Here is a 24,983-nt window from a genome sequence, read left to right on the forward strand (position 1 = left end):
GTTCAGCTCTTGATTGCCGCCGCTTGTTGTTCAGGGTCAAGCCGTTCAAGAGGGTAAGGTAATGGCAGCAGGGTAACTGTACTACCTTCCCAGTAAAGCGGCATCGCTTCTTCAATGGCCTTGGTATTCATGACGGCGAGTAATTCCACGCTGTCATTATCTTTTCTAACGCTTGTCACTACTTCGCCCAAGGCTTTATCTACTTCGTTGGTAATACTGGCGCCGACGTCCGGCAATGTATTTGCCTTAAGCTCAGCGTGAACCAAGCGCTTTTTAACTTGTCCACGAAAGTGCGCTCGGGCAACTACTTCTTGACCGGTATAACAGCCTTTCTTAAAACTCACACCGCCTAGTGCCTCCCAGTTAAGCATCTGGGGTAAAAAGTGATCCTGTTGAGCTTCTGTCAGCCAGGCGATGCCGCTGCGAATATCCTCAAGCTGCCAGGCAGCCTTTTGTGCTTCATCGTCGACCACGTTTAGAGAAGACGCATCTGATACACAAAATAGCCAACGGGGCATTTCCCCAGGCACACGGATAACGCTAGTGAGGTTGTTGACACTCTGGGCAAAGGGTTTCTCAGGAAGCGTTAGATCCAGAGAGGTTGCTAACGAGCTTGCATTGTCGCTGGCACCAATAAATGTAACCCCGGTGTCATGTAGTAGTTCGGCGCGGTAGAACGCGGCGAATTTCTTTAAATGGGCCGCCAGCGAGGCAACCAGCGACGTGCTGAGTATCAGTCTGAAGTGTTCAGCATTGAGGCGAAGAAGTTGCCCATTAGCCAGCATTCTGCCTTTAGGTGTGCAAAAGCAGGTAAGTGGCGCAAACTCACCATCGGCTAAGCTCACCTGAGCGCTTGTTTGACCCTGTAGGAATTTTTCAGCATCTGCCCCTTTTACATCCAGTGCTGCCAGGTGACTTAGGCGCACGTTGTCGGTGATCGTAGTGGAGGGGATAACCGTTGCCATATAAACTCCTGGTTTGAAGGTAGCTGATAGTTAAAAGGGTGGTAAGGACGCTAAGCCTCTCAACCTGTGGGCAAAAGACGCTAATTGCAAGGTGTCATTAGCGTGCTAGACTCTTTCTTTTGTATCAGTTTTGCATAGGAATAAGTGAGGAAGATAACGTCATGGCACAGCAATCACTAACTTTTCAAGGCGTAAAAGATGCCGAACAGGTCAACAAGATTACCACGGCGTTGATGATGCTGGATGGTGTCGATAGTGCAGAAGTCGGTCGCCATGGGGCAGACGTGGATGGCCGTGTTAAACGTGAGGCGCTAATCAACGCCGTCGAGAAGTTGAAACTAGGAGTGAAAGTATCCTGATGCATCCGCCTATTACGGTAATCAGCCAGCGTAACCATGCGTTTCGGCAACGTGTTGAAGTCGATAGCCTGGAAGCCTTATATGCCGATGTTCCCGAAGTGGTCGGTGGTGAAGGCAGTGCGCCAGACCCACACGACTATTTTGACATCGCCCTGGGCACCTGTAAGGCGATTACGGTGCAAATGTATGCCAAGCGTAAGCAGTGGCCGCTTACAGCGATTACCGTAACGGTTCAGCGGGATGATAGCCAGGAAGCCAAGGGCACGTACAAGTTGAATGTGGTGCTAACGCTGCATGGTATTACTGACCCGGAGCAGCGGGCCAGGCTTGAGGATATCAGCCATCGCTGTCCCATTCAGCGGCTGATGACTCAGTCAACGATCGATATCACCACGCAAACGGTTTAATTTCCCAGTTAGGAGCGACGATGAGCAAAGAGTTTCGGTTGCAGTCGAAATTTAAGCCTGCCGGTGATCAGCCAAACGCCATTAAAGAGTTGGTCGGCGGCCTGGAGTCAGGTCTTGCCCATCAAACGCTACTGGGGGTAACCGGGTCGGGCAAAACGTTCACTATGGCGAACATAGTGCAGGAACTTCAGCGCCCGACTATCGTGATGGCGCCCAATAAAACGCTAGCGGCGCAGCTTTATGGGGAGTTCAAAGCCTTCTTCCCCGATAACGCCGTTGAGTATTTCGTGTCCTATTACGATTACTATCAGCCTGAGGCCTATGTGCCGTCATCCGATACGTTTATCGAAAAAGATGCCTCTATCAATGATCACATTGAGCAGATGCGCCTTTCGGCCACTAAAGCGTTGCTTGAGCGTCGTGACGCGCTCATTGTGGTATCCGTTTCGGCAATTTACGGGTTGGGTGATCCCGACCAGTATTTAAAGATGCGACTGCACTTTACCCGGGGCGAGTTGATCGATCAGCGAGCTTTCCTGCGCCGCTTGGCGGAGCTTCAGTACACTCGCAACGATATGGATTTTCGTCGCGGTACCTACCGTGTACGTGGCGATGTAATTGATATCTTCCCGGCCGATTCTGATGAAGAAGCGGTGCGTGTTGAGCTGTTTGATAACGAGATCGACACTATTCGCCTGTTCGATCCGTTAACCGGGGATATACGGGGTCAGGTACCGCGTATGACGATTTATCCTAAATCGCACTATGTCACCCCCCGCGAGACCATTATGGGGGCAATCGACTCGATCAAGGCTGAATTGAAAGAGCGCCTTGACTGGATGCGCAAGCACGAGCGCCTGGTAGAAGCGCAGCGCCTCGAGCAGCGTACGCTCTACGATATCGAAATGATGCTTGAGCTGGGTTACTGCAACGGGATCGAGAACTACTCGCGCTATTTATCAGGCCGGGCGCCAGGCGAGCCGCCGCCCACGTTTTTTGACTACCTGCCTGACGATGCGCTGCTGTTTATTGATGAGTCTCACGTCAGCGTGCCACAAGTAGGTGGTATGTATAAAGGCGACCGTTCGCGTAAAGAGACGCTGGTGGAGTACGGTTTCCGGTTGCCCTCGGCGCTGGATAACCGACCCATGAAGTTTGAAGAGTGGGAGTCGATTGTACCTCAGGCAATCTTTGTCTCGGCGACACCGGGTAAATATGAGGCTGAACATGCCAGCCAGGTTGTCGAGCAGGTAGTACGCCCGACGGGGCTTCTGGACCCTGAAATCGAAGTGCGCCCCGCCAGCACCCAGGTAGATGATCTACTCTCCGAGATCGGTCTGCGTACCGCAGTAGGCGAGCGCGTATTGGTGACTACGTTGACCAAACGTATGGCCGAGGATTTAACCGAATATTTCGACGAGCACGGTGTGCGTGTCCGCTACCTGCACTCTGATATCGATACTGTTGAGCGAGTGGAAATTATTCGCGATCTCCGCTTAGGCAAATTCGATGTGCTGGTGGGGATTAACCTGCTTCGTGAGGGGCTGGATATTCCCGAAGTGTCGCTAGTCGCCATTCTTGATGCGGATAAAGAAGGCTTTTTGCGTGCTGAACGCTCACTGATTCAGACTATCGGCCGGGCAGCCCGTAATGCTCACGGCAAGGCTATTTTATACGGGGATCGTATTACCGATTCAATGCGTAAAGCCATCGATGTGACCGAGAGTCGTCGGGCCAAGCAGAAAGCGCATAATGAAAAGCACGGTATTACGCCAACAACCGTTACCCGCTCCGTGGCGGATATACTTGAAGCTGCGCAAACGCCAGGTAAAAAGAACAGCCGCAAGCGTGGTGCTGAGCGCAAGGTGGCCGAGGGCGAAGGCAAGTATGATATCGCCAATATGGGGCCGCATGATTTGCTAGCCGCTATCAGCAAGCTAGAAGATGCCATGTTCGAAGCTGCCCAGAACCTGGAGTTCGAAGAGGCGGCGCGCCTGCGCGACCAAGTGCATCAAATGAAAGAAAAACAGCTGGCGCTAGGGTAGGTTATGCCGGAAGGACCGGAAATACGTCGGGCAGCCGACCGGATTGAAAAGCAGATTGGCGGCCGGGTGATTGATGATGCCTGGTTTGCCTTTCCCGAACTTGCCAAGCAGGCTGATTTGTTGATAGGCACTCAAGTGACTGCCGTGGATACACGGGGCAAAGCCATGCTGATCCGCTTTGCTAATCAGCAGGTGTTGTATTCTCATAATCAGCTGTACGGAGTATGGAAACTTCATCGCGTCGATGAGCCACCTGCCACCAAGCGTTCTTTAAGAGCACGCCTGGAAACCGAGGGCAGGGTGGCCAGCCTGTATAGTGCATCGGATATTTCCCTATGGCAGGAAAGCGAGCTGGAAACACATCCTTTCCTGGCGCGTTTGGGACCTGACCTGTTAAGCCAGCAGGTAACGCCCGAACATGTGCTGGCGCGTTTAACCATGAAGCAATTCTATCGGCGTAGTCTTGGGTCGTTATTGTTAGATCAAGGTCTCGTGGCTGGGTTGGGTAACTACCTGCGCTCGGAAATTTTGTTTTTTGCGCAACTTCACCCCAAACACCGGCCAGCCGATTTAACCAACGCCCAGCAAGTGCAGTTGGCTAAGTTGATCGTGGATATTACCCGCCAGGCTTACCAGCTAGCTGGGGTGACTAATACTGAAGCGTGGATTGAACAAGCCGTTGCTTCAGGTGAATCGCGCCGCCAGTGGCGGTTTGCAGTATTTGATCGTGCTGGACTCTCTTGCCATCGCTGTGGCGATATTATTGAACGTACGATGGTCGGTTCTCGGCGCTTGTATCGTTGCCCCAGCTGCCAGCCATACGTTAAATAAATAGTTATACCGTTATCTTGTAGGGCTGCTTACACCTAAGCCAATACTTATATTGTAGTTATCATTACGCGCGGTAGAGGCTGCCGCTTCAGAGTCAATACGGTATACTCCTTGCACGCTTAAGCGGCTATTCCCATGCATGTTAAAAAAGCCGTAGAAAAGACGAAAACCAAGGAGCTGTTACTCCATGACCGTGATTCGCCAGGACGACGTTATTCAAAGCGTTGCCGATGCTCTTCAGTATATCTCTTACTATCATCCCAAAGATTTCATCGACGCGATGGATGCGGCTTATCAACGGGAACAAAACCCGGCCGCAAAAGATGCTATCGCGCAGATTTTGATTAATTCGAGAATGTGCGCCACCGGCCATCGGCCTATCTGCCAGGATACGGGGATCGTGACTGTGTTCGTTCATGTGGGTATGAACGTTACCTGGGATGCGGACATGAGCCTGGACGACATGGTCAATGAAGGCGTTCGCCGGGCTTACCTATTGCCGGATAACGTGCTGCGCGCGTCTGTTCTGGCAGATCCGGACGGTAAACGTCAGAACACCAAAGATAATACGCCCGCTATTATCCACCACACGCTCGTGCCTGGTGATAAGGTTGATATTCACGTCGCGGCAAAAGGCGGTGGCAGTGAAGCGAAGTCCAAATTCGCCATGCTAAATCCCTCCGATAGCGTCGTTGACTGGGTTATGGAACAGCTTCCCAAAATGGGCGCAGGCTGGTGTCCGCCGGGTATGTTGGGTATTGGTATTGGCGGCACGGCTGAGAAAGCCATGCTACTCGCCAAAGAGGCGCTGCTGGATCCTATCGATATCCTGGATCTACAGGCACGTGGTCCGAGCAATCGGGCAGAAGAGCTGCGTCTTGAGCTGTTTGATAAGGTCAACAAAAGCGGCATTGGTGCACAGGGCTTGGGCGGGCTTACCACGGTGCTGGATATCAAGGTGAAAGATTATCCCACCCACGCCGCTAATAAACCGGTCGCGATCATTCCCAACTGTGCTGCCACTCGCCATGCGCATTTTACGCTTGACGGTTCAGGCCCGGCAGCACTAACGCCGCCTAAGCTTGAAGATTGGCCAGAAATTACTCGTGAAGCGGGGGCTAACGTCAAGCGCGTGAATCTGGATACCGTCACGCCTGAAGAGGTTAAAACCTGGCAGCCGGGCGACACGCTTCTGCTTAACGGCAAGCTGCTGACAGGACGTGATGCTGCCCATAAGCGCATGGTCGATATGATCGCTAAAGGTGAGCCGCTGCCCGTCGATATGAAAGGCCGGTTTATTTACTACGTTGGCCCGGTTGATCCGATTGGTGACGAAGTTGTGGGTCCTGCTGGCCCGACCACGGCAACCCGGATGGATAAGTTCACCCGTACCATGCTCGAAGAGACAGGGCTTTTAGGCATGGTAGGTAAGGCTGAGCGTGGTCTGGAAGCGATCAACGCTATTCGTGATAACGAAGCGGTTTATCTGATGGCGGTAGGTGGCTCGGCATATCTGGTCGCCCAGGCAATCAAGAAATCCCGCGTGGTTGGATTTGAAGATTTAGGCATGGAAGCAATCTACGAGTTTGAAGTCGAAGATATGCCCGTAACGGTTGCCGTGGACAGCCTGGGCACTTCCGTCCACCAAACCGGACCCGCCAAATGGAAGGAGATCATTGCCCAAACCGCATAAAGCAGTCTGTGCTGTGATTGGCTATTAATTCACAGAAGCCCCGTTCATGCGGGGCTTTTGTACATTAACCTCTATAGCCAAAACGCGTTTGATATACCGATATATATAAGGGAGAAGCGGGTATGGCCTCTTGGCTGCTAGGGACAGGCATTATGCTGATACACCTTTTAGGTATTGTGTCGGCCGTGATGGCGTTGATGTCAAGCCGGACATCGCAGGGCGCTGTGGCGTGGATTATCTCCCTTCTTACCTTCCCCTATGTGGCGCTGCCAGCGTATTGGTTTTTTGGGCGCCCGCGCTTTTATGGTTATGTCATGGCCCGTGGCGAACGCGATACCGTGCTTAGGCGTGTATTGGCCCGCTACCAGGAGAGTGCCTTACCCTTTCTGGCGCCGCCTACCAACTCGGATACTCAAGCCGTCGAGCAGTTGGCGATGATGCCGTTAACACGCGGCAATAATGCCACGCTGTTAATTGATGGTGATGCCACCTTTGACAGTCTGTTTGAAGGGATCGACAGGGCAGAGCACTACTTATTGCTGCAGTTTTTTATTGTCCGCGACGATGCCCTGGGGCGCCGCCTGCAAAAGCATCTTGTTGACGCCGCTCGCCGTGGCGTGCGGGTGTACTTTCTTTACGATGAAATCGGCAGCCGTAAGCTGGGCGAAGGTTACCTTAAGGACTTGTCCATTGAGGGAGTAGAGGTCAGCGCTTTTCGTTCATCCAGAGGCCTTAAGCATCGCTTTCAGCTAAATTTCCGCAACCACCGCAAGGTTGCCGTTGTAGATGGTAAGCGTGGGTGGTTAGGTGGGTTCAATGTTGGCATAGAGTACCTGGGGCAGAATCCACGCCATGGCCCATGGCGTGATACACACTTAATGTTGGAAGGGCCTAGCGTGCTAGGCCTGCAGGAAGCTTTCTGGGAAGATTGGCACTGGGCAACAGGCGAGGTGGCCAGCTTAAACTGGCAGGCGGAAAGCCATCCGGATCATGACCAACATGTAGTCATCGTGCCTTCGGGACCGGCAGACAAACAGGACACGGCGAGTCTGTTAATTCAGCAGTTGATACATAGCGCTACGCATCGGCTGTGGGTTACCAGCCCCTATTTCGTACCGGATCAGGGTGTACAGGATGCGCTACGCCTTGCGGCCATGCGCGGTGTGGACGTGCGCGTCATGATCCCCGAGCGGCCAGACCATTTGCTGGTATTTCTATCGGCCTTTGCATTCTTACCAGATATGTTAAAGGCCGGTGTGAAAATATACCGTTATCTTCCTGGTTTTTTACACCAAAAAGTAATCCTTATCGACAATGATGCAGCAACCGTGGGTACAGTAAACTTAGATAACCGCTCGTTTCGATTAAACTTTGAAATTACTGCCTTTATTCCTAACCCGGAATTTGCTGAGAAAGTACACACTATGCTGGAGCAGGATTTAGCCCAGTGCCGGCGTGTCACAATAGATGAAGTACAGCAGCGCCCGTTATGGAAAAAAGTAGTTTCAAGAGCAGCTTATCTCATGTCACCCGTTCAGTAGCTAGGCGCTGTAAACGGTCAAATTACAAAATGTTTGATGGACAAAGGAGTGTTGGGTGAACCTTGAAACAAAATGGCTAGAGGATTTTGTCGCGCTGGCCAATACACGCAGCTTTTCCGCTTCTGCACGCCAGCGGCATGTCACTCAACCTGCGTTCAGCCGACGTATTCGTGCGTTGGAACAGGCTATTGGCGTTACCCTTGTTGATCGCTCTACAACACCGGTAGGGCTCACATCAGAAGGGCAGCTGTTTCTGGTTACCGCACGCAACCTGGTTGAGCAGCTTAATGAGTCCCTGAGCCATCTGCGGGGGTTATCCATCGCGAATGAGGCGCTTGATATCGTAGCGGCCCATTCATTGGCACTCAGCTTTTTTCCTCCCTGGATATCGCGTCTTCAAAAAGGGCTAGGGGAGCTTCCCACACGCTTGGTCGCCATGAACGTCGGGGAAGCTATTCATGTGCTGCGTGAAGGCAACTGCGACCTGATGCTGGCGTATTACGATCCCTTCGCCACGATGCAGCTGGATGCGGAAGTTTTTCCGTCATTTTCGATAGGCAAGGTTAATATGCTGCCTGTTTCACTGCCGGATGAAACGGGTAAACCCTGCTTTTCGCTACAGAGTGATACGTCCATTCCCTATCTGGCTTATACCCAAGGGGCTTTTTTGGGGCGAAGTGTGCGCATGCTGCTGAAAAATGATCCACTGCGTATGAAATTGCGCACGGTTTATGAAACGGCCATGGCAGAAGGGCTAAAGGGCATGGTGCTTCAAGGCATTGGCGCCGCCTGGATTCCTGATTTCTGTATACGTGAAGAGCTCAAAAGCGGCCGTTTGGTAAGAGCGGGCGATGAAAGCTGGGATATTCCGCTTGAGATTCGCCTTTATCGCTGCTCACTCGTACATAAGCCGGGCGTCGAAAAGCTCTGGCGGCAGATGATGAAGCTACCACGTGATTTTTTACAGGCGTAATGGCTATGGCCTGAATTAGGGCCGAGCGCTAAAATCCGCGGGCAGGCCAAGAAAATTCTGAATAATAAAGAAGTGATCTTCAAACAGGCTATCCGGTTCTAGATCCGCCAAGGCGACCCAGCGCGCATGGTCACCGCCTTTAACAGGTTTTAAGCGGGGTAGCTGCTGGTCTGGGCGTAGCGCAAAGTAAAAGGCTTCGGCCAGCGTACGGCCACGCCAGCTGCGGTGCGGCTCGTCAAATAGCCGCTGTCCGCGCAGCGAACCTTTCAGCACTGGCTCAGGGACTTTAAGACGCAGCCGCTCCCTAAGCTCACGCATGCAGGCATCCAGCAACCGCTCATGCGGATTGATAAAGCCCCCCGGCAAGGCGAAGAGGCCTTTGCCGGGCGCTGCCGTGCGGCGCACTAGAAGCACATGGCCCGATTGCACCACAACGGCATTAACAGTGACGAAAATAGGCGGATAAGGTGCTTGCGCCCAGGCTTGGCGATATTGGTCAAGCAACTGCTGCTCTTCGAGTAGCTGATGGTAAGCCTCTCCCTGGCAAAACTCACTGACGCTACTCACTACCCCAGGCGGCAAGTCGTGATAAGCCCCTGTGGTCAGATAGTCACCGGAGGAACCGGGCGACCGGAAAAGTCGTTCACGGATCTGGCTTGCGGAAATCCCCTCAACCAACGGTACGCTGACCGATTCCCACTGTGGGAAAAGCGAAAGATAGTAGCTCGATTGACCACGGCTTGCCCCAATCAAACCGATTCGCGGCAAACGCGCATTGGCTGGAGCCGCCAGATCGCGTACTTTTCTCTGAACATCTCTTACCCATACATCGTCGTTATACAGCGCATCCAGAAGAGGCGTTATTTCCAAGCGCTGGTTATCGGCGTCGTCAAACCCTGAGCGAATCATTGCCTGACGCTCATCAAAGCGCCATGGGTTACGCAATGAACGCGCCTGCCATGCCGAACCAACCAGCACAATAACCTGTCGTGCCTGCTTCAATGCTTCGCGAATAATTGCTAAATGGCCCAGGTGAGGAGGCTGAAAACGGCCAATAAATACCAAACAGTCAAAGGGGTAAGCAGACGTAGAGCTTGTTACGGCGGGAGCCATGTTGCTTCCTTGAACGGTTGGTTGATAAGAAGGCCATTATGGAGGGCTAGATTATAGCGTGCAATGTGATCAGTACTGCGCGCTGCGCCAGCATTCGATATGCTGATAAACTATTACGCATAAAGTAACTATTAAATTACTCAAGGGAATGAATATGATTAAAAGCACCCTCATCTTTTGGTGGAAGGTAGTACAGGATGCAGTAGCGCTATGGCTTGAACGAAATGCGTTTAGCTATGCAGGATCATTGGCTTTTTATACGCTTTTTTCTTTAGCCCCTACGATCATTATTGCCGTAACGGTTATCGGCGTTGTGCTAGGTGAGGATGCTGCACAAGGACAAATTGTTGCTCAGCTGCAAGGCTCTTTAGGAACGGATGTAGCATCAGCAATTGAGGGTGCCGTTGCCCAGTCGCGGATTGAAGAATCGGGTTTACTGCCAACGCTGTTGGGGTTTGGTGCGCTTTTAGTCGGTGCTACCACGGTGTTTGCGCAAATGCAGTTTTCGCTAAACACTATCTGGGGGGTGACGGCGAAACCTACCAGCAATAGCATGTTTATATTCGTCAAAACCAGGCTTCTTTCGCTCACTGTGGTTCTTTCAATCGGTTTTATCTTGCTGGTTTCGTTGGTTTTAGGCGTTGTGGTACGCAGTATGCTGCAAGCCGCTAATGATGTCTTTCCGCTAGCAGGTTATCTTACGACCAGCGTGGAAGCACTAATCTCACTGGCCGTAGTGACACTACTCTTTGCGACCATTTTCAAAGTACTGCCTGATGTCGTCTTGGGCTGGCAGGATGTGTTTATTGGCGCCGTTGTTACTGCCGTACTGTTTACCATTGGGCGCACGCTAATCGCGATTTATCTGGCATATACCGCAACGGCTTCAACTTATGGGGCCGCGGGGTCGGTCGTAATGGTATTGCTATGGGTTTATTACTCATCGCTCATTTTATTATTTGGTGCTGCGTTTACGCGTTCTCTTTTACTGCGTCGGGGCAGAAAGCTGATTCCGCGCAATAGTGCGGTGCTTGTTAAGCACGAGCTGCTGGGTGTTGAGCCGCTAGAGCCTAAAGACCACGTTCACAAAGACCATGTCCACAAAGACCACGTACAAGATACCGGTGAACAGTCATGAAAGCCTGCTGCCTGCGCGCATTTGTTTCAGGAAAAGTACAAGGTGTTGGCTATCGCTACGCCACCAAGGAACAGGCGTTGCAGTCCAAGATAACCGGCCATGCCAAAAACCTGGCTGACGGTCGGGTTGAGGTGCTTATGTGTAGCGATAGCGAAAAAGTTAAGGCGCTTAGTGAGTGGCTTTGGAAGGGGCCCGCGCAAGCGCGGGTAACCCATGTTGAATGCGAGGCAATGGACGCTAGTTCAGTGCCTGAGCACTTCTCAATACATTAATTAACCATTTCACGATTACTTGCCACGCTTCCACTGAGCAATGTTTTCCGCCGTAAGCGCGATAATATTTTGTCGCGCCTCTGGTGTTATCCATGCGTTATGTGGCGTCACAATCAGGTTAAGAGACTCATCTAGCGCGGCTAATAGCGGATGCCCCTCTCTCGGCGGCTCTGTGGGCAGCACATCCACCGCTAATCCTCCAATAGTGCCTTGGCGTAACGCTTCAAGGGCGGCCACTTCATCGATAATGCCACCGCGAGCACAGTTGACGAGTAACAGTGACGGTTTGGCAGCCGCTAAGCGCTTTTGATCAATAAGGTGTTGCGTATCGGCATTTAGCGGGCAGTGCAGGCTGAGAATGTCTGCGTCAGGCAGTAAATCATCCAGCGAGGGGCGTGAATCATTTGCCTCATTGCCAGGGCGTGCTGCAAAGCTTACCTGCATGCCAAACGCTTCTGCCAACCGTGCGACTTCCGTGCCCAGTTCGCCCTGGCCAACCATCACCAGGCGTTTGCCTGCCAGCTGCAGAGTGGGGTGGTCCTGAAGGCAGAAAAAATCACTGCGCTGCCAGGCGCCATTTGCTACTTCCTGCTGGTACTGCGGAAGCCGGTTAGCCAGTGCCAGGATTAACATTAACGTATGCTGGGATACACTGGCCGTGCCATATGCCGTTACATTCTTAACGCTGATATTTTGTGCTTTAGCCGCGTCAAGGTCGATATTGTTAAGCCCAGTGGCCATCACACAAATCAAGCGCAGTGACGGCAGCTGTTTTAAGGTTTCAGCATCTAGCACGACCTTATTTACCAGCGCGATTTGAGCATTGGCCAGGCGCTCTTTTGCCTGCTGAGTGGTGCTTTGATCAAATACTTCAAGATGAGTAACCGCGTCACGGATAGCGCTTAAATCGATCTGGGGTCCAAGACTTTGCGCATCTAACATTACTGCGTTAGGCATTTTATTCTCTCCAGTGAGTGCCGAGGGCTAGTTAACCTTGCTCGGCAGGGGGCACAAAAGGGTATAATATTGTCGCTTTATCAACCGCAGCCTTGGATTTTATCTCGGCAGGCCAAATATTCGCAGCTGGCTGTGTTTATATTCGCCAATATCCTGTCGTCGTTGAGCTTTTCAGGAGTCATCAACATGCCTATCTATGAATATGAGTGCAAGGCCTGCGGCCATCGCATGGAAAAATTACAGAAAATCAGCGCGGACCCGTTAAAAGAGTGTCCTGCGTGCAATCGTAATGACCTTGAGCGGCTCGTATCCGCAGCAGGGTTCCGCCTGGCGGGCGGTGGTTGGTATGAAACCGATTTTAAAACGGGAAGTAAAAAGAACTTAGTCGCCGATGCCAAAGGCGCGGCGGGTAAAGACAGCGCTAAAAGCGACACTACTTCCAAGTCTACAGGCACTGCGGCCTAACTGCGGTTGCCTGGGCCAGCCTGGCCCGCGACACTTTATTTGCCACGAAACAGAACAGGATTTGACATGCGCAGCCATTATTGCGGCCAGCTAAACGAGACATTGGTGGATCAAACGGTCACCGTTTGCGGATGGGTACATCGTCGTCGTGACCACGGTGGGGTTATTTTCCTCGATATGCGTGACCGCGATGGTATCGCTCAGTTTGTGGTAGACCCGGATACTGCCGAAGCGTTTGCAACTGCCGATCGTGCCCGCGGCGAATATGTGCTGCGTATTACGGGTCGTGTCAGACTGCGCCCGGAAGGCACACAGAATCCCAACATGCCCACCGGCATGATTGAGGTGCTGGCCAAAGATGTTGAAGTACTGAACACCGCTGCCACGCCTCCGTTCCAGCTTGACGAGCATGGCAAGGTAGGTGAAGAAGTTCGCCTAAAGCATCGCTATATCGATCTGCGTCGCCCAGACATGATCGAGAAACTGCGTCTGCGTTCGCGTATTTCGCATAACGTTCGTGCGTTCCTGGAAAACCAGGGCTTTTTGGATATCGAAACGCCGATTCTGACGCGCGCAACGCCCGAAGGCGCCCGTGACTACCTGGTACCTAGCCGTACTCATGCGGGCAGCTTCTTTGCACTGCCTCAGTCACCGCAGCTTTTCAAGCAGCTATTAATGGTGGCGGGTTTTGACCGTTACTATCAAATTGCCAAGTGCTTCCGTGACGAAGACCTACGCGCCGATCGTCAGCCTGAATTCACTCAGATTGACATCGAAGCGTCGTTTGTCGAAGAAGATGACATCATGGGCATTACCGAAGCCATGATTCGTCAGCTCTTCCAGGAAGTGCTGAGCGTTGAGCTTCCCGAATTTCCGCGCATGACCTGGCAAGAAGCTATGGATCGCTTTGGTTCAGACAAGCCGGATCTACGTATTCCGCTTGAACTGACCGACGTTGACGATCTGATGAAACAGGTCGATTTCAAAGTTTTCTCTGGCCCTGCCAGTGCTGAAGATGGCCGAGTGGCCGCGCTTAAAGTACCGGGCGGCGCCAAGCTTTCGCGTAAGGAAATCGACGAATATACCAAGTTCGTGGGTATCTACGGCGCGAAAGGGCTTGCCTGGATCAAGGTCAACGAGCGTGCTAAAGGGCTTGAAGGGCTTCAGTCACCTATCGTGAAGTTCATGGAAGATATCGTTGAGGAGCTGCTTGATCGTCTTGGCGCAGAAGATGGCGATATCATCTTCTTCGGTGCCGATAAAACGCGCATCGTCAACGAAGCTATTGGCGCGCTGCGCGTCAAGCTGGGTGCTGATCTTAATCTGTACACCCAGGCTTGGGCGCCGTTGTGGGTAGTCGACTTCCCGATGTTCGAAGCCGATGATAACGGTCGTTTAAGCCCGTTACACCACCCGTTCACTGCACCTTCCTGCTCGCCGGAAGAGCTCAAGGCCGACCCGGCCAAAGCGCTATCGCGTGCTTACGATATGGTGTTGAACGGTACCGAGCTTGGCGGTGGTTCTATTCGTATCCATAATCAAACCATGCAGAGCACTGTGTTTGAAATTCTGGGCATCGGTGAGGAAGAAGCGCAAGAGAAGTTTGGCTTCCTGCTGGACGCGCTTCAATATGGCGCGCCGCCCCATGGCGGCTTGGCATTCGGTCTGGACCGCTTGGTCATGCTGATGGTTGGTGCCAAGACTATCCGTGAAGTTATCGCTTTCCCGAAAACGCAAAGCGCGGCCTGCTTGATGACCGACGCACCGGGTGAGGTTAGCCCTGATCAGCTAAAAGATCTCAATATTCGCTTACGTCAAAAAGCCAAGCCTGAAGTGGCTGGCGAGTAAATCGATAGCCCTTAAGATAGTTCTTGAGATAGCCCTTAAGATGGTTCTTGAAATAGAGCCATTTAAGAGACAGGCTTTCGATCGCAAGCTGACAAAAACACCGACGCCAGAGCGTCGGTGTTTTTGCATCAGCGCTTTTGTCGCCTAGGGCTTTGCCGCATAGCACGAGTAAACGTATATGGACGAAACACGCACTTCGTTACCAGTGCGCATTCTGGGTATTGACCCTGGTTCCCGAATTACCGGTTACGGTGTCATCGATCTGGTCGGGGTGAAGCCCACCTATGTGGCCAGTGGCTGCATTCGCACATCAGACGGGCCGCTGGAGCAGCGTTTGGCGCAGATATATGCGGGGCTAAGCGAAGTGGTGGGTTTATACAAACCGACAGACACCGCGATTGAACGCGTATTTTTGGCTAAAAATGTTGATTCGGCGCTTAAGCTTGGCCAAGCCCGGGGCGCTGCCTTGGTGTGTATGGCAAACCACGGATTAAGCGTGGCGGAATACGCGGCGCGACGCATCAAAGAAGCCGTAACGGGGCATGGTGGTGCGGATAAACTGCAGGTGCAGCATATGGTTACTGCACTATTAAAACTTTCCGCCACGCCGCAAGCCGATGCTGCTGATGCATTAGCTATTGCGTTAACCCACTCCTATACGAGCAATGGGCTTCCCAGCGCTTCTAGTGGGCGAAGCCGGCGTGCCTCAACCGGGCGTTGGCGTCTTTAACCACTACTGGTCACTTGTACAGAGTAGCATTATAGTAAACGCCTGTTTTTACTATCGCGAGCGTATTTATGATCGGACGTCTGAGTGGCTATCTGCTGGAAAAACAACCGCCTTGGATCGTAATTGATGTCCAGGGCGTGGGGTATGAGCTTGAGACCTCAATGAATACGCTCGTCTCGCTACCGGGTTTAGGCGAGAAAACATCGCTTTATACCCACTTAACTATTCGTGACGATGCCCATCTGCTTTACGGGTTTGCGCGTGAGCATGAGCGGGCGCTGTTTCGAGCCCTCATCAAGGTTAACGGCGTTGGCCCTAAACTGGCCCTTGCAATTTTGTCCGGCATGGATGAAGACGCGTTTATGCGCTGTGTTCGTGATGATGACAGCAAGGCGCTGACCAAGCTGCCTGGTGTCGGCAAGAAAACGGCCGAACGGCTTATTATTGAAATGCGCGATCGTTTCCCTGAGTGGGAGCATGGTTCTGATTCGCCACTTCCCCTTGAAGCTACCAACGGGCGACCTACCCGCAATAGCTTGGCCGACGCTGAGTCCGCACTCGTAAGCCTAGGTTATAAGCTAACCGAAGCCAGCAAAATGCTGGCAGACCTTGACCCCAAGCAATCGACAGAAGCCTTGATCAAGGCGGCATTAACACAGCGAATGAACGGCTGAGCTACCCCGTCGTTTTGCAGTAACCCAGAGCCAGCAGATTGTCAGGTATTTAAGACAGTATTCAAGAAGAGCATCTATGTTAGAACATGACCGGTTGATAGCGGCTGAACCAGAGCAGGGAGAAGGGCGAATTGATTATGCCATTCGTCCCAAGCGACTTGATGACTATATCGGCCAGCCGAGGGTGCGCGAGCAGCTTGAAATATTTATTGGCGCGGCCCGGCTTCGCGAAGAGAGTCTCGACCATACTCTGGTGTTTGGCCCACCAGGGCTGGGTAAAACGACGCTTGCCAATATTATCGCTACCGAAATGGGCGTCGGACTCAAGTCAACGTCAGGGCCCGTGCTCGAGCGGGCAGGGGATTTGGCAGCCATGCTGACCAACCTTGAGCCCGGTGATGTTCTGTTTATTGACGAGATTCACCGCTTATCTCCTGCGATTGAAGAAGTGCTCTATCCGGCCATGGAGGATTTCCAGCTCGATATCATGATTGGCGAAGGCCCGGCGGCTCGGTCGATCAAGCTGGACTTGCCTCGTTTTACGCTGGTGGGTGCGACAACCCGGGCAGGGCTTTTGACATCGCCGTTACGCGATCGATTTGGCATCGTTCAACGGCTGGAATTTTATAATCTCGAAGAGCTGACCGAAATCGTCACCCGCTCGGCACGCTTGCTGGGAGTGGAAACCAGCGCTGAGGGAGCTATCGAAATTGCCCGCCGCTCTCGGGGCACGCCGCGTATCGCCAATCGCTTGCTGCGCCGGGTGCGCGACTATGCAGAAATGAAAGGCAACGGCACGGTGGATGTTTCCTTGGCAGATGCTGCGCTGAATATGCTCAACGTGGATCACTATGGCCTGGATCACATGGACAGGCGCCTGCTGCTTGCAATGATTGATAAGTTCGAGGGCGGTCCGGTAGGTGTGGACTCACTCTCCGCGGCCATAGGTGAGGAACGTAATACCATCGAAGACGTTATCGAGCCCTACCTTATCCAGCAAGGCCTAATGATGCGCACGCCCCGCGGGCGTACCGTCACGCGTCAGGCTTGGCTGCATTTTAACCGCGTTCCCAACGAGCATTCTGTGGATATGGAAGGGGAGCGTCGTCCATGAGTATTTCGCGCTCGCTGCCCGTACGTGTTTATATGGAAGATACTGACGCCGGTGGCATTGTCTACTACGTTAACTATCTGAAGTTTATGGAGCGTGCGCGCAGCGAATGGCTACGTGAGCAAGGCCTTGATCAGCAAACGTTACTAGACGAAGGTACGCAGCTAGTGGTATATCGCTTAGCCTGTCACTATGCGAAACCGGCGCGTCTCGATGATGTGGTAGACGTTACAGCACATGTCACCGACATAGGCCGCTGCCGAGTAACGTTTGAGCAACGTGTAATGCGAGGAGAGGAACTCCTTTGCAGTGCGACAGTCGAGATAGCCTGCCTAAGTGCAGAACGCATGCGGCCCAAAGCGTGGCCCGCTGCATTTAAAACAGGTCTACAAACAGCAACCACGGTTTCGTAACCTGGAAACCACTACTTTGTCGGGTATTACCGACTTAATTGATTGATGAGGGCACCTGTGAACGATAACACCATGTCCATCCCGCACCTTATAATGAATGCCAGCGTTGTTGTGCAGCTGGTGATGCTACTACTGGTGGTGGGGTCAATCCTGTCTTGGGTAGTCATCTTTCAGCGCAGTATCGCCTTGCGCCGAGCTAAGCAGGAGTATAACCAGTTCGAAGAGTCGTTCTGGTCAGGTGTCGACTTGAATGAGCTATACCGGGAAATTCCTGCTGATGATCCGCGCCACGGCGCTGAGCATATCTTTCAGGCGGGTTTTCGTGAATTCAATCGCCTGATGCCTAAAACCCGCAACGCCGATACGGTGCTTGAAGGCGTACAGCGTAGTATGCGCGTTGCGTGGTCTCGTGAAGAGGATCGTCTAACACAGCATCTGGTGTTTCTCGCCACGGTCGCATCAGCAAGCCCCTACATTGGCCTCTTCGGCACCGTATGGGGCATCATGGGTTCTTTCCAATCTCTTTCCATGACGCAGCAAGCAACCCTGGCAACGGTCGCGCCCTGGATTGCAGAGGCCTTGATTGCCACCGCCATGGGGCTTTTCGCCGCGATTCCTGCGGTTATTTTCTATAACCGTCTATCCAACAATGCGTCTCGCTTACTCGGTAAATATGAAGACTTCGCCGAAGAGTTTCACGCCATCTTGCATCGTAACCTGCAAGGCCGTGACGGCAAGCCTAGCGCCAGTTAAGGGAGTTCGCCATGCAAGGTCCTTTCAACCGTAGCGGCAAGAATAAACCGATGGGGGAGATTAACGTCGTCCCCTTTATCGACGTTATGTTGGTGCTGCTGGTCATTTTTATGATTACCGCCCCTATGCTGACTCAAGGCGTTCAGGTCGATCTGCCGCAGGTCTCATCGCAGCCGATTGATACCCAGGATAGTGACCCCATCATTATCTCGGTTGATCGCGAAGGCGGGTATTTTATTACCCTGGGCGAAGACTCAACCTCAGTTTCACTTGAGCAGATGTCGGAACGCGTCGGAGCGATTCTACAACGTCGCCCGGGCACGCCTGTCATGGTGCGCGGTGACCGTAACGTGCAGTATGGCCAGATCGTTTTGCTAATGAGCACGCTACAGCGTTCCGGCGTTGAAAATGTAGGATTGCTTTCAGAGCCGCCGCAAGATGGGTAAGGGCAAGACGCAAGTGACCGCTGATACGCCGCGCGACCCGCAGGATGTTGGCTATACGTTACCAACCGTACTCGCGGTGGGCGTGCATTTGGCTATTATTGTTTTTAGTTTCATTAATTGGCCCAGCTCAACGGCAGAACCGGACTCTTCCTCCATCGTGCAAGCAACGTTGGTCAGTACAGAAACCTTTACCGACCAGGCTCAGCAAACAACCGAGCAGCAAGCGGCGATGAATAACGCGACGGAGCCAACGGCCGAGCCTAGCGTAAGCGAGCCCGAGGCAGCTGAGCCGGAACCGGATAACCAGGCGGCCGAACAGCAAGCGGCTGAAGAAGCCGCTCGTCGTGAAGCCGAAGCTCAGGCGCAAGCATTAGAGCAAGCGCAGGAGGCTGCCGAAGCCGAAGCTCAGCGACGCGCTGAGGAAGCCGAACGCCTAGCTCAGGAGCAGGCGGCACAAGCGCAGGCCCGAGAAGCTGAAGCCCAACAGGCTCGTGAACAGGCAGAGGCCCAGGCAGCTGCAGAAGCGCAAGCCGCTGCCGAAGCAGAAGCACAAGCTGCCGCCGAAGCAGAAGCGCAAGCCGCTGCAGAAGCACAAGCCGCCGCCGAAGCAGAAGCGCAAGCCGCTGCCGAAGCAGAAGCCAAAGCTGCCGCCGAAGCAGAAGCCGCGCGTCAACGCGAAGCTGAAGCACAGCGCGAACGTGAGGCGGAAGCTCAACGTGAGCGGGAGGCCGAAGAGCGGCGCGCACGTGAAGAAGCTGAACGTCAACGCCAGGCAGCGGAAGCAGCAGAAGCCGCCATGCAGCGTCAACTAGCCGGTGAAGCGGAGGCCGCGGCAAATGCGCAACAAGCACAGCAGGCTGCCAATAGCTTCATCAATATTGTGCGTCGAGCTGTCGAACAGGCTTGGTTAATACCGCCTGGGGCAAGCGATTCATTGAGTGCTACGCTGCAAATACGTTTGGGCCCATCGGGAGAGCTGCTTGCAGCGTCGATTGCGACATCGAGTGGTGACAGTGCTTTTGATCGGTCTGCTATACAAGCGGTTGAACAGGCTGCACCGTTTGGTGAATTGAGAGATTTGCCTGCGGATCAGCAACGAAACTTACGTCAAATTAATCTGCGATTTACCCCGGGGGATGTTCGCTGATGCAAATACTGAGCAAAGTGTGGTTATTCTGCGCACTGCTGTTAATTAGCAGTATCGCAAATGCAAACGCAAACTTGACCATTGAAATTACGCGAGGCAGCGATCAGGCCTTGCCTATTGGCGTGGTGCCTTTTGCCGGCAATGAGGGGATGTCCGAAGATATCGCTCAGATTATTCAGGACGACTTGGAGCGTAGCGGTCTGTTTGAACCGCTAGAGCGTAGCGCCATGTTTGAAAAGCCCAGCCAAGCCGATGACGTTGAGTTCGGCACCTGGCGTTCGCTCGATGTGCGTTATCTAGTGGTAGGTCGCGCTGAGCAGACAGGCAGTGGCTATCAGCTTCAGTTTGACCTGATGGATATCAGCGGCCAGCGCCGTATGATTGGTGAAAGCGTTACGGCCAATGCCAATGACCTGCGCGGTGCGGCTCACTACATCAGCGACCAGATCTTTGAAGCGATTACCGATATTCGCGGCGCCTTTTCTACCAGCATCGCCTATGTAACGGCTCAAGGGCTTGGCGACAATATGCAGTTTGGTCTCTACGTAGCCGATGCAGATGGTCGTAATAGCCAGCAGGTCTTAACCTCTGATCAGCCCATCATGTCACCTTCCTGGTCGCCCGATGGCCGCAAACTTGCCTATGTTTCCTTTGAGACTGAGCGTCCGGCAATTTATATTCAGGATGTCGCTACTGGCCAGCGTGTAATGGCAACGTCGTTTGATGGTATCAACGGCGCACCGACCTGGTCACCGGATGGTCGTCGTATTGCGATGTCCTTATCCAAAGATGGTCAGCCTGAAATTTACATCATGGATATTGGTAATCGTTCGGTGGAACGTCTCACCAATAGCAACAGCATAGATACCGAGCCCGCTTGGTCGCCCGATGGTCGTAGCCTGCTGTTTACTTCTGATCGCAGTGGTGGCCCGCAGATTTACCAGTATTCGCTAGGCAGCGGCGAGACAAAACGCGTAACGTTTACCGGTAACTACAACGCCCGTGCACGCTATTCTCCGGATGGCGATCAGATATTCTTGGTCCACCGTTCAAGCCGTGGGTACCAAGTGGCTCGCCAGGATTTAGAGGGTGGACGGCTTGTGGTACTAAGTGATTCAACAAGAGATGAATCTCCTAGTGTTGCGCCGAACGGGACCATGGTAATCTTCGCTACCCAACAGGGTAACAACGGGGTGCTGAGTGCCGTTTCTGCCGATGGGCGGTCGTCATTCCGGCTTCCTGCAGCACAAGGCGATGTGCGGGATCCTGCATGGTCGCCGTTTTTAAACTAATGATTAATAGTGTTAATTTCTTTCAGGCAAGGAGTCTGATTATGCAACTTAAACCGTTGGTTCGCTCATTGGCAGTCGCGTTATCTATCGTAGTTATCGCTGGCTGTTCCAGCACCGGCGGAACCCAGGATGGTGATTCTTACGGAAGCCAAGATGGCAGCAGCATGGGTGCAGGCACCTCGGGCGCTGGTACAGGTGGTCAGTATGGTTCTACTACGGGTTCTGGCTCAGGTGCTGGTCAGCAAGCTGATTCTCGTATTCCTGAAGTACGTACCATTTACTTCGATTACGACCGTGACACCATCAAGAGCGAATATGAGTCTGCAGTAATGGCTCATGCGCGTTACCTGCGTGCCAACCCGAATGCACAAGTTGTATTACATGGCCATACCGATGAGCGCGGTACCCGTGAATACAACATGGCTCTGGGCGAGCGTCGTGCGCGTGCCGTTCAGCGTTTCCTGAACATTCAGGGCGTTTCCAACTCGCAAATGAGCGTTGTGAGCTACGGCGAAGAGCGTCCTGCGGCTAGCGGCCAAAGCGAAAGCGCTTACTCCCAGAACCGTCGCGTTGTATTTAATTACTGATACTTTTGGCGTGCCTGAGGGCACGCCGATGTTATCTACGGAGTTGTCATGAATCACAGTCTCAAACGCTATTTTGAGAGGCTGTGCGGTGCGGGAGCCTTAGTGCTCCCGCTGTCCGTATTGCCACTCGCGGCAGTTGCCCAGCAGCCGCTCGTTCAAGATCTTTCTTCGGGTAATTCCAGCGGCTTCTATCAGCAGACCCAGCGCCAGGAATCTACCGGCGGTAATCTTGTACTGTTCAACCAGGTAGAAGAGCACCAGCAGGAAATCCAGCAGCTGCGCGGGCAGATTGAAGAGCTGCGTCACCAGCTTGAGCAGTTGAAGCGTCAATCGCAGCAGCAGTATCTGGATATCGAAGATCGCCTGATGAACAGCGGCCCGACTCAAATTGAGCAGGCAACCCCTCAGGTAGAGCCGGAAGCCGCGCAGGAAGTGGTCAATGCGCCTTCTGCGCGTAACGTCAGCGAAGATGCCCAGGCGGACTATCAGGCGGCGTTTGCTCATGTTCAGGCACGCCGCTTTGACGAAGCCATTAAAGCCTTTGAAGGTTTCGTTACCACTCATGCTGACAGCAGCCTAGCGTCTAACGGCTATTACTGGCTGGGTGAGCTTTATGCCGCCGAAGGTCAGCTAAGTGACGCTGATGCGTCCTTTAGCCGTGTCATTACCGACTTCAGTAGCAGCAGCAAAGTACCTGATGCACTGTATAAACTTGGCTTGGTAAAAGCGCGTCAGGGCGAAGCAGAACGTAGCCGCGAGCTGTTAGAGCAAGTGCGTGATGATTACCCGCAAAGTAGTGCAGCTGGGCTGGCGAGTGATTTTCTTCGTCAGTCGGCTGGGTAACAACGCATTTTAAGTTTGTTAGGACGTATCATGAGCTGCAAAATCGACTATCAAGCATCGCCTGATTTGCTTGAGAACCGCATCATACTGGTAACCGGGGCCGGTGATGGGATTGGCCGTACGGCAGCGTTAAGTTATGCACGCCATGGAGCAACCGTGATTTTACTGGGTCGCACCATCGAAAAGTTAGAGCGGGTTTATGATGAAATAGAAGCGGCGGGGGGACCACAGCCGGCTATTTTTCCGCTTAATTTCGAAGGTGCTACGCTTGATGATTTTCACGATATGGCAAGCACGCTCGATAAGGAATTTGGTCGTCTGGATGGGCTTCTGCATAACGCTGGGCTTCTAGGTCGTATTACACCGTTTGAACAGTATGACCCAGAGTTATGGGAGCAGGTCATGCAGGTCAATATTAACGGACCAATCTGGATGACCCAGGCACTGTTACCCCTGCTTCAGCAGTCGCAGGATGCCTCGGTTATTTTCACGTCATCAAGCGTAGGGCGAAAAGGGCGTGCCTACTGGGGAGCCTACTCGGTTTCTAAGTTTGCGACAGAAGGGTTTGTGGAAGTGCTGGCCGATGAGCTCGAAAGCCAAGCTAATATACGTATCAACACGCTGAACCCTGGGGCCACACGTACGCAAATGCGCCAGAATGCCTACCCTGGTGAAGACCCCGACACCTTGCGTACTCCTGAAGACATCATGCCCACCTATTTATGGTTGATGGGGCCGGCGAGTACTGGTATCAACGGTCAGAAATTCGATGCTCAACCGCCACGCGCATAAACCATGTTGCGCCTAACGGTTAAGCAGATGTTGGCCTTCTTAAGACGTGATGTTGAAGGCGTTTAATGCCTCGACTAGCGTTGAGCACTTTTCAAACCAAAGATCCGCTGGCCACTGACGATAGTCATCCTCTTCGCTAATGTATCCGTAGCCCACCGCAACGGCCGTCATACCGGCGGCTTTTGCGGCCTGCATATCCCGCACATGATCGCCTACATACCAGCACTGATTAGGTGCAACTCCCAAACGGCGTGCTGCCTCCCATAAGGGTTCAGGATCAGGCTTTTTGACACTTAGATCATCCGCGCACAGCAGTGCACCCGGCTCTAGTGCCAAGGCGGCTAATAGCGGCTCGGTATAGCGGCGCGGTTTGTTGGTAACAATGCCCCATAGTCGCTGGTTGCCATGCCACTCAATCAACCATTGATTCAGCGGATCAAATACTTGGCTCTGTACAGCCACGGCTTGCTCATAGGTATCCAGCAGAAACTGACGCGCCGTGTCGTGTTCAGGAGCCCCAAGTTCAAGCCCCAGCGCCAGCGTCACCAGCGCGCTTCCCCCGTTAGAAACCTGTCTGCGAATCTGTTCATAAGGCAGCGGCGCCAGCCCGTGATGCTCGCGCAATACGTTGGTTGCCTGTGCCAAGTCGGGCGCGGTATCGACTAATGTGCCATCAAGATCAAATAGGATGGCCAGTGGTGCAGTGGTCGACATCTATTGGCTCACTTTGCGGCAGTACATCATGTAGTTGACCGAAACATCGTTAGGCACCAGGCGGTAACGGCGGGTAAGGGGGTTATAGGTCAACCCCGTTTGCTCGCGCACTTCTAACCCAACCTGACGCGACCAGGCGGCCATTTCTGAAGGGCGAATAAATTTGGCGTAGTCGTGTGTTCCGCGTGGCAGCAGTTTTAGCACATATTCCGCGCCTAAAATCGCAAAGGCGTAAGACTTGGGCGTACGGTTTAGCGTGGAGAAAAACACATAGCCACCTGGGCGCACCAAGGCGCAGCAAGCACGGATAACCGAGGCAGGGTCGGGCACGTGCTCCAGCATTTCCATGCAGGTCACTACATCGAAATGGCCCGGCTTCTGGGCCGCTAATGCTTCAACGCTAATATGCTGATAGTCCACAGAGACGCCGCTCTCTTCAGCATGTAGCCGGGCCACACCAAGCGGCGCTTCGCCAAGGTCGATACCCGTTACATCAGCACCGCGATGAGCCATGGACTCACTCAAGATGCCGCCGCCACAGCCAACATCAAGTACTTTTTTCCCCGCAAGGCCCGCGCGAGCATCAATGAAGTTCAGGCGCAGTGGATTAATATCATGCAGCGGTTTAAATTCGCTTTTAGGATCCCACCAGCGGCTAGCAAGTGCTTCAAATTTAGCAACTTCCGCTGCATCGACGTTGCCTTGATAGTGGTCAGCAGTGCTATCCTGAGGTGTCGCTTGCATGTGTTTGGCTCCCATAGTCAATCAGCAATGGATGGTTACTTTTTCCATCCAGCCTGGGTGTTGACGTCAAGTGGTGAGTGGTATCCACTCAATCGTTCAGTATTATGGGCATTCTAACCACTCCTGGGTC

27 protein-coding genes are annotated in these 24,983 nt (G+C 53.1%); 22 read left to right on the top strand and 5 right to left on the bottom strand.

The features are described 5' to 3' along the window. Positions 1–2: 2 nt before the first annotated feature. Positions 3–965 (bottom strand): CAF17-like 4Fe-4S cluster assembly/insertion protein YgfZ, encoded by a 963-nt coding sequence (gene ygfZ / locus D467_RS0103365; RefSeq protein ID WP_018916096.1) that lies wholly within the window; start codon positions 963–965, stop codon positions 3–5. Positions 966–1,126: 161 nt separating this feature from the next. Here ygfZ and D467_RS0103370 point away from each other — a divergent pair, with 161 nt between their 5' ends. The 7 genes from D467_RS0103370 to D467_RS0103400 all read left to right on the top strand — a co-directional run bounded on the left by D467_RS0103370 (position 1,127) and on the right by D467_RS0103400 (position 8,814). Continuing rightward, on the top strand, positions 1,127–1,324 hold the full coding sequence (locus tag D467_RS0103370; protein ID WP_018916097.1) for a hypothetical protein: 198 nt from the start codon (positions 1,127–1,129) through the stop codon (positions 1,322–1,324). Then, positions 1,324–1,731, top strand: coding sequence for an OsmC family protein (locus tag D467_RS0103375; protein WP_018916098.1), 408 nt, complete (start codon positions 1,324–1,326; stop codon positions 1,729–1,731). Before D467_RS0103370 ends, D467_RS0103375 begins: the two co-directional genes overlap by 1 nt. Positions 1,732–1,751: 20 nt before the next feature. After that, positions 1,752–3,776, top strand: coding sequence for an excinuclease ABC subunit UvrB (gene uvrB / locus D467_RS0103380; protein ID WP_018916099.1), 2,025 nt, complete (start codon positions 1,752–1,754; stop codon positions 3,774–3,776). A gap of 3 nt (positions 3,777–3,779) precedes the next feature. Beyond that, positions 3,780–4,607 carry an endonuclease VIII gene (nei, locus tag D467_RS0103385; RefSeq protein ID WP_018916100.1) on the top strand — a complete coding sequence of 276 codons (828 nt, stop codon included), beginning with the start codon at positions 3,780–3,782 and terminating at the stop codon, positions 4,605–4,607. Between the two features lie 187 nt (positions 4,608–4,794). Further along, positions 4,795–6,300, top strand: coding sequence for a fumarate hydratase (locus D467_RS0103390; RefSeq protein WP_018916101.1), 1,506 nt, complete (start codon positions 4,795–4,797; stop codon positions 6,298–6,300). Positions 6,301–6,422: 122 nt separating this feature from the next. Further along, positions 6,423–7,841, top strand: coding sequence for a cardiolipin synthase (gene cls, locus D467_RS0103395; RefSeq protein WP_018916102.1), 1,419 nt, complete (start codon positions 6,423–6,425; stop codon positions 7,839–7,841). Between the two features lie 55 nt (positions 7,842–7,896). Next, on the top strand, positions 7,897–8,814 hold the full coding sequence (locus tag D467_RS0103400; RefSeq protein WP_018916103.1) for a LysR substrate-binding domain-containing protein: 918 nt from the start codon (positions 7,897–7,899) through the stop codon (positions 8,812–8,814). A gap of 15 nt (positions 8,815–8,829) precedes the next feature. Here D467_RS0103400 and D467_RS0103405 read toward each other — a convergent pair whose 3' ends face one another. Further along, complete coding sequence (locus D467_RS0103405) at positions 8,830–9,927, bottom strand: bifunctional nicotinamide-nucleotide adenylyltransferase/Nudix hydroxylase (RefSeq protein WP_018916104.1); 1,098 nt, start codon at positions 9,925–9,927, stop codon at positions 8,830–8,832. 154 nt (positions 9,928–10,081) lie between these two features. On the opposite strand from D467_RS0103405, the gene D467_RS19000 reads away from it, so the two are divergent. Then, on the top strand, positions 10,082–11,065 hold the full coding sequence (locus D467_RS19000; protein ID WP_018916105.1) for a YihY/virulence factor BrkB family protein: 984 nt from the start codon (positions 10,082–10,084) through the stop codon (positions 11,063–11,065). Beyond that, complete coding sequence (yccX, locus tag D467_RS0103415) at positions 11,062–11,337, top strand: acylphosphatase (RefSeq protein ID WP_018916106.1); 276 nt, start codon at positions 11,062–11,064, stop codon at positions 11,335–11,337. Before D467_RS19000 ends, yccX begins: the two co-directional genes overlap by 4 nt. Positions 11,338–11,352: 15 nt before the next feature. Here the strand turns inward: yccX and D467_RS0103420 are convergent, their stop codons facing one another. After that, on the bottom strand, positions 11,353–12,294 hold the full coding sequence (locus D467_RS0103420; protein WP_018916107.1) for a D-2-hydroxyacid dehydrogenase: 942 nt from the start codon (positions 12,292–12,294) through the stop codon (positions 11,353–11,355). A 186-nt stretch (positions 12,295–12,480) separates the two neighbouring features. Between D467_RS0103420 and D467_RS0103425 the strand changes: the two genes are divergently transcribed. The 13 genes from D467_RS0103425 to D467_RS0103485 all read left to right on the top strand — a co-directional run bounded on the left by D467_RS0103425 (position 12,481) and on the right by D467_RS0103485 (position 23,395). Then, the gene (locus D467_RS0103425) at positions 12,481–12,759 is read left to right on the top strand and encodes an FmdB family zinc ribbon protein (RefSeq protein WP_018916108.1); all 279 of its coding nucleotides are present in this window, start codon (positions 12,481–12,483) and stop codon (positions 12,757–12,759) included. Between the two features lie 66 nt (positions 12,760–12,825). Then, entirely contained in the window at positions 12,826–14,607 is a 1,782-nt protein-coding gene (gene aspS / locus D467_RS0103430; RefSeq protein WP_018916109.1) for an aspartate--tRNA ligase, read from the top strand. Positions 14,608–14,785: 178 nt separating this feature from the next. Next, a complete protein-coding gene (ruvC, locus tag D467_RS0103435) occupies positions 14,786–15,337 on the top strand; it encodes a crossover junction endodeoxyribonuclease RuvC (protein WP_018916110.1) in 552 nt (183 codons plus the stop codon). Between the two features lie 68 nt (positions 15,338–15,405). Next, positions 15,406–16,011 carry a Holliday junction branch migration protein RuvA gene (gene ruvA / locus D467_RS0103440; protein WP_018916111.1) on the top strand — a complete coding sequence of 202 codons (606 nt, stop codon included), beginning with the start codon at positions 15,406–15,408 and terminating at the stop codon, positions 16,009–16,011. A gap of 76 nt (positions 16,012–16,087) precedes the next feature. After that, the gene (ruvB, locus tag D467_RS0103445) at positions 16,088–17,125 is read left to right on the top strand and encodes a Holliday junction branch migration DNA helicase RuvB (protein ID WP_018916112.1); all 1,038 of its coding nucleotides are present in this window, start codon (positions 16,088–16,090) and stop codon (positions 17,123–17,125) included. Further along, the gene (ybgC, locus tag D467_RS19005) at positions 17,122–17,535 is read left to right on the top strand and encodes a tol-pal system-associated acyl-CoA thioesterase (protein WP_018916113.1); all 414 of its coding nucleotides are present in this window, start codon (positions 17,122–17,124) and stop codon (positions 17,533–17,535) included. The genes ruvB and ybgC overlap by 4 nt, the downstream gene beginning before the upstream one ends. A gap of 72 nt (positions 17,536–17,607) precedes the next feature. Continuing rightward, the gene (gene tolQ / locus D467_RS0103455) at positions 17,608–18,288 is read left to right on the top strand and encodes a protein TolQ (RefSeq protein WP_018916114.1); all 681 of its coding nucleotides are present in this window, start codon (positions 17,608–17,610) and stop codon (positions 18,286–18,288) included. 11 nt (positions 18,289–18,299) lie between these two features. Continuing rightward, positions 18,300–18,734 carry a protein TolR gene (tolR, locus tag D467_RS0103460; RefSeq protein ID WP_018916115.1) on the top strand — a complete coding sequence of 145 codons (435 nt, stop codon included), beginning with the start codon at positions 18,300–18,302 and terminating at the stop codon, positions 18,732–18,734. Then, positions 18,727–19,881, top strand: a complete 1,155-nt coding sequence (tolA, locus tag D467_RS0103465; protein WP_018916116.1) for a cell envelope integrity protein TolA — start codon at positions 18,727–18,729, stop codon at positions 19,879–19,881. The genes tolR and tolA overlap by 8 nt, the downstream gene beginning before the upstream one ends. Further along, entirely contained in the window at positions 19,881–21,173 is a 1,293-nt protein-coding gene (gene tolB / locus D467_RS0103470) for a Tol-Pal system beta propeller repeat protein TolB (RefSeq protein ID WP_018916117.1), read from the top strand. Before tolA ends, tolB begins: the two co-directional genes overlap by 1 nt. A 41-nt stretch (positions 21,174–21,214) precedes the next feature. Then, on the top strand, positions 21,215–21,760 hold the full coding sequence (gene pal, locus D467_RS0103475; protein WP_018916118.1) for a peptidoglycan-associated lipoprotein Pal: 546 nt from the start codon (positions 21,215–21,217) through the stop codon (positions 21,758–21,760). Between the two features lie 48 nt (positions 21,761–21,808). After that, a complete protein-coding gene (gene ybgF / locus D467_RS0103480) occupies positions 21,809–22,603 on the top strand; it encodes a tol-pal system protein YbgF (RefSeq protein WP_018916119.1) in 795 nt (264 codons plus the stop codon). 30 nt (positions 22,604–22,633) lie between these two features. Beyond that, a complete protein-coding gene (locus D467_RS0103485; RefSeq protein WP_018916120.1) occupies positions 22,634–23,395 on the top strand; it encodes a YciK family oxidoreductase in 762 nt (253 codons plus the stop codon). Between the two features lie 39 nt (positions 23,396–23,434). Here the strand turns inward: D467_RS0103485 and D467_RS0103490 are convergent, their stop codons facing one another. Together D467_RS0103490 and ubiG are read right to left on the bottom strand one after the other, a co-directional pair. Further along, the gene (locus D467_RS0103490; RefSeq protein ID WP_018916121.1) at positions 23,435–24,109 is read right to left on the bottom strand and encodes an HAD-IA family hydrolase; all 675 of its coding nucleotides are present in this window, start codon (positions 24,107–24,109) and stop codon (positions 23,435–23,437) included. Continuing rightward, positions 24,110–24,853, bottom strand: coding sequence for a bifunctional 2-polyprenyl-6-hydroxyphenol methylase/3-demethylubiquinol 3-O-methyltransferase UbiG (gene ubiG, locus D467_RS0103495; RefSeq protein WP_018916122.1), 744 nt, complete (start codon positions 24,851–24,853; stop codon positions 24,110–24,112). It lies immediately after the preceding gene. Positions 24,854–24,983 lie beyond the last annotated feature (130 nt).

This window comes from Vreelandella zhanjiangensis DSM 21076 (assembly GCF_000377665.1).
Classification (GTDB): domain Bacteria; phylum Pseudomonadota; class Gammaproteobacteria; order Pseudomonadales; family Halomonadaceae; genus Vreelandella; species Vreelandella zhanjiangensis.

What these genes read in the sequence shown, in the direction of transcription:
- ygfZ (WP_018916096.1), bottom strand. Translation starts at nt 965, where the DNA reads ATGGCAACGGTTATCCCCTCCACTACGATCACCGACAACGTGCGCCTA.
- D467_RS0103370 (WP_018916097.1), top strand. Translation starts at nt 1,127, where the DNA reads ATGGCACAGCAATCACTAACTTTTCAAGGCGTAAAAGATGCCGAACAG.
- D467_RS0103375 (WP_018916098.1), top strand. Translation starts at nt 1,324, where the DNA reads ATGCATCCGCCTATTACGGTAATCAGCCAGCGTAACCATGCGTTTCGG.
- uvrB (WP_018916099.1), top strand. Translation starts at nt 1,752, where the DNA reads ATGAGCAAAGAGTTTCGGTTGCAGTCGAAATTTAAGCCTGCCGGTGAT.
- nei (WP_018916100.1), top strand. Translation starts at nt 3,780, where the DNA reads ATGCCGGAAGGACCGGAAATACGTCGGGCAGCCGACCGGATTGAAAAG.
- D467_RS0103390 (WP_018916101.1), top strand. Translation starts at nt 4,795, where the DNA reads ATGACCGTGATTCGCCAGGACGACGTTATTCAAAGCGTTGCCGATGCT.
- cls (WP_018916102.1), top strand. Translation starts at nt 6,423, where the DNA reads ATGGCCTCTTGGCTGCTAGGGACAGGCATTATGCTGATACACCTTTTA.
- D467_RS0103405 (WP_018916104.1), bottom strand. Translation starts at nt 9,927, where the DNA reads ATGGCTCCCGCCGTAACAAGCTCTACGTCTGCTTACCCCTTTGACTGT.
- D467_RS19000 (WP_018916105.1), top strand. Translation starts at nt 10,082, where the DNA reads ATGATTAAAAGCACCCTCATCTTTTGGTGGAAGGTAGTACAGGATGCA.
- yccX (WP_018916106.1), top strand. Translation starts at nt 11,062, where the DNA reads ATGAAAGCCTGCTGCCTGCGCGCATTTGTTTCAGGAAAAGTACAAGGT.
- D467_RS0103420 (WP_018916107.1), bottom strand. Translation starts at nt 12,294, where the DNA reads ATGCCTAACGCAGTAATGTTAGATGCGCAAAGTCTTGGACCCCAGATC.
- D467_RS0103425 (WP_018916108.1), top strand. Translation starts at nt 12,481, where the DNA reads ATGCCTATCTATGAATATGAGTGCAAGGCCTGCGGCCATCGCATGGAA.
- aspS (WP_018916109.1), top strand. Translation starts at nt 12,826, where the DNA reads ATGCGCAGCCATTATTGCGGCCAGCTAAACGAGACATTGGTGGATCAA.
- ruvC (WP_018916110.1), top strand. Translation starts at nt 14,786, where the DNA reads ATGGACGAAACACGCACTTCGTTACCAGTGCGCATTCTGGGTATTGAC.
- ruvA (WP_018916111.1), top strand. Translation starts at nt 15,406, where the DNA reads ATGATCGGACGTCTGAGTGGCTATCTGCTGGAAAAACAACCGCCTTGG.
- ruvB (WP_018916112.1), top strand. Translation starts at nt 16,088, where the DNA reads ATGTTAGAACATGACCGGTTGATAGCGGCTGAACCAGAGCAGGGAGAA.
- ybgC (WP_018916113.1), top strand. Translation starts at nt 17,122, where the DNA reads ATGAGTATTTCGCGCTCGCTGCCCGTACGTGTTTATATGGAAGATACT.
- tolQ (WP_018916114.1), top strand. Translation starts at nt 17,608, where the DNA reads ATGTCCATCCCGCACCTTATAATGAATGCCAGCGTTGTTGTGCAGCTG.
- tolR (WP_018916115.1), top strand. Translation starts at nt 18,300, where the DNA reads ATGCAAGGTCCTTTCAACCGTAGCGGCAAGAATAAACCGATGGGGGAG.
- tolA (WP_018916116.1), top strand. Translation starts at nt 18,727, where the DNA reads ATGGGTAAGGGCAAGACGCAAGTGACCGCTGATACGCCGCGCGACCCG.
- tolB (WP_018916117.1), top strand. Translation starts at nt 19,881, where the DNA reads ATGCAAATACTGAGCAAAGTGTGGTTATTCTGCGCACTGCTGTTAATT.
- pal (WP_018916118.1), top strand. Translation starts at nt 21,215, where the DNA reads ATGCAACTTAAACCGTTGGTTCGCTCATTGGCAGTCGCGTTATCTATC.
- ybgF (WP_018916119.1), top strand. Translation starts at nt 21,809, where the DNA reads ATGAATCACAGTCTCAAACGCTATTTTGAGAGGCTGTGCGGTGCGGGA.
- D467_RS0103485 (WP_018916120.1), top strand. Translation starts at nt 22,634, where the DNA reads ATGAGCTGCAAAATCGACTATCAAGCATCGCCTGATTTGCTTGAGAAC.
- D467_RS0103490 (WP_018916121.1), bottom strand. Translation starts at nt 24,109, where the DNA reads ATGTCGACCACTGCACCACTGGCCATCCTATTTGATCTTGATGGCACA.
- ubiG (WP_018916122.1), bottom strand. Translation starts at nt 24,853, where the DNA reads ATGCAAGCGACACCTCAGGATAGCACTGCTGACCACTATCAAGGCAAC.